The organism is Iodobacter sp., from assembly GCF_025352645.1.
Lineage (GTDB): Bacteria > Pseudomonadota > Gammaproteobacteria > Burkholderiales > Chitinibacteraceae > Iodobacter.
In genome coordinates this window covers 1-2,105 of record NZ_JANXSO010000176.1, presented here as the reverse complement: position 1 = coordinate 2,105, position 2,105 = coordinate 1, and the positions used below count along the sequence as shown (strand labels likewise).

The 2,105-nt window shown below is 50.0% G+C and carries 3 protein-coding genes; 1 reads left to right on the top strand and 2 read right to left on the bottom strand.

The genetic code is table 11. The features are described 5' to 3' along the window. The coding region (locus Q0R17_RS19625; RefSeq protein WP_293938175.1) for a hypothetical protein at positions 1-209 on the top strand (209 nt) is incomplete at its 5' end. A gap of 123 nt (positions 210-332) precedes the next feature. Here the strand turns inward: Q0R17_RS19625 and flgH are convergent. Together flgH and flgG are read right to left on the bottom strand one after the other, a co-directional pair. Further along, positions 333-986: a flagellar basal body L-ring protein FlgH gene (flgH, locus tag Q0R17_RS19620; protein WP_293938173.1), complete on the bottom strand. Its 654-nt coding sequence runs from the start codon at positions 984-986 to the stop codon at positions 333-335. Further along, positions 983-1,771, bottom strand: coding sequence for a flagellar basal-body rod protein FlgG (flgG, locus tag Q0R17_RS19615; RefSeq protein ID WP_293938171.1), 789 nt, complete (start codon positions 1,769-1,771; stop codon positions 983-985). Before flgG ends, flgH begins: the two co-directional genes overlap by 4 nt. Between the last annotated feature and the right edge of the window lie 334 nt (positions 1,772-2,105).

Sequence of the window (2,105 nt, the reverse complement as noted above, 5' to 3'; positions counted from 1 at the left end):
AACGGCCAAGAAAAGAACCAAAAGAAGGCCGCCCCAACCAGCACGAAATCCCCTCACTGCGGATAATCGGCTCGGCGAAAAAGGCTGCTCGCTCGCTGCCTCGCTACCCCTTTTCCGAAACCCCGATCCGCTTATTCCTCGTTTCGGCGTGCTTCAAGGGGGGATTTAAGCCCTATGCAACTAGCCGAGATAAAGATTCAGATTTCTGAGTTTGAAAATACTTAAAGCCTATTAAAACAACTCTTATCCTCTGTTTTTCTCCGTGAAACTCCGTGTTCTCTGTGCCCTCCGTGTTTCAAGATTTGGGTTTTCTTGCATAACACCCTACAAAATCAAAACGGCATCCACGGGCTGTTAAATAAACGAGTCAGCCAGCCTGCGGTATTCACATCATTTAATGCGCCCTTGCCTGAATAGCTGATTCTGGCATTGGCGACGCGGGGCGACATCACACGGTTGTCGCTGTCGATATCGTCGCTGCGCACATAGCCCACCAAACGAATCGCTTCTTCTCCTTGATTCAGCGAGAGTTGTTTTTCACCACGGATCAGCAACAAACCATTGGGCAGCACTTTCTCTACCACCACGGTAATAGCGCCGCTCAGCATATTTTGCTGAGTACTAGAAGACGAGCCAGCAAAATCGCGCTTAGCTTGCACGCCCACATTGGTGGCGTAACTGGATGCGCCCAAGATAGTCGGCTTGATATCTACACCACTGCTTTTATCAAAATTGGTACCGGCTTTTTTGCTTGCCTGCGTGGTTTCTTGCAAGACCACGGTGAGCAGATCCCCTGCGCGAAACGCGCGGCTATCCGCCAACCAAGAGCTGGCCGTGTCAGCAGTAAACACCCCGCCCGATTTAGCCTTGGCCGCTGGAGGAATAATCACCGGCACTGGTGGATCTTGCTCTGGCGCTTCGGCCAAAGGGTTGCTTACACAAGCGCTCAACAGACTGACCAGCAACATCAAAAAGACTGATTTCATCTCACAGACTGCGCTAGGTATTGCATCATATTGTCGGCAGCAGAAAGCACCTTGGTATTCATCTCGTAAGTGCGCTGTGCCGAAATCATATCAACCATTTCTTCAACCACTTGCACATTGGAGCCTTCCAAGGAGCCTTGCTTTAGCTTGCCAAGCGAACTTTCACCTGGATTGCCTAAAGTTGGTGCGCCGCTGGCTGCGGTTTCTTGAAATAAATTGCTGCCCAAGGCCAGTAAACCCGTTGGATTTACAAAGTTTGCCAAGGTAATTTGGCCCACTTCTTGCGGTGCATTACTACCCGCCACCGTGACCGAAACCAAGCCATTTTCTGCAATCGTCACCGATGTGGCTTCTTTAGGAACAGTGATTTCTGGCGAGAGCGGCACGCCCTGCGCGTTGACAATTCGGCCTTCAGAATTAAGCTGCAGCTGGCCTGCGCGGGTATAGCCGGTTTCGCCATTGGCCATTTCTACTTGTAAAAAACCGCTGCCCATAATGGCTACATCTAGCGGCTGGCTAGAAGTCATTACCGAGCCGGTAGTAAACACTTTTTGCGTACCCGCTAGGCGAGTACCGTTGCCCAGCTGCACGCCCGAAGGCGCGGCGTTGTTCTGATCAACCTTAGCGCCAGGCTGGCGCTCTACCTGATAAAACAAATCTTCAAACACCATACGGTCGCGCTTAAAACCAACGGTGTTCACGTTGGCTAAGTTATTAGCAATCGCATTAAGCTTAGCGTCTTGCGCCTGAATACCGGTCTTGCTGATCCACATTGCTGGATTCATAAAATAGTCCTTATCAGGGTGTTTTGTTTATTCAATTGATACTTCGTAGGGCGGATAAACCGCATGAACGCTGAGTAAATTTTTTTAGCAAACAACAAAAAAACCCAAATGACCGCGCTCTTAGCACAGGGCTTTAGAGTCCCCTTGAAACACGCCGAAGCGAGGAACAAGCGGGCGGGGTTTCTTTGATGCCTGTAGTGGTCAAGTATTTTCAGACACCACGATCGGTGTTTTTACTGCCATTTCTCGTTCATAAATCATTGGCGGTAAATTGCCCCTGGCCGAGTGCAAACGCACACAGTTGTAAAAGCCAGCGATGTACTCGGTGATGTCT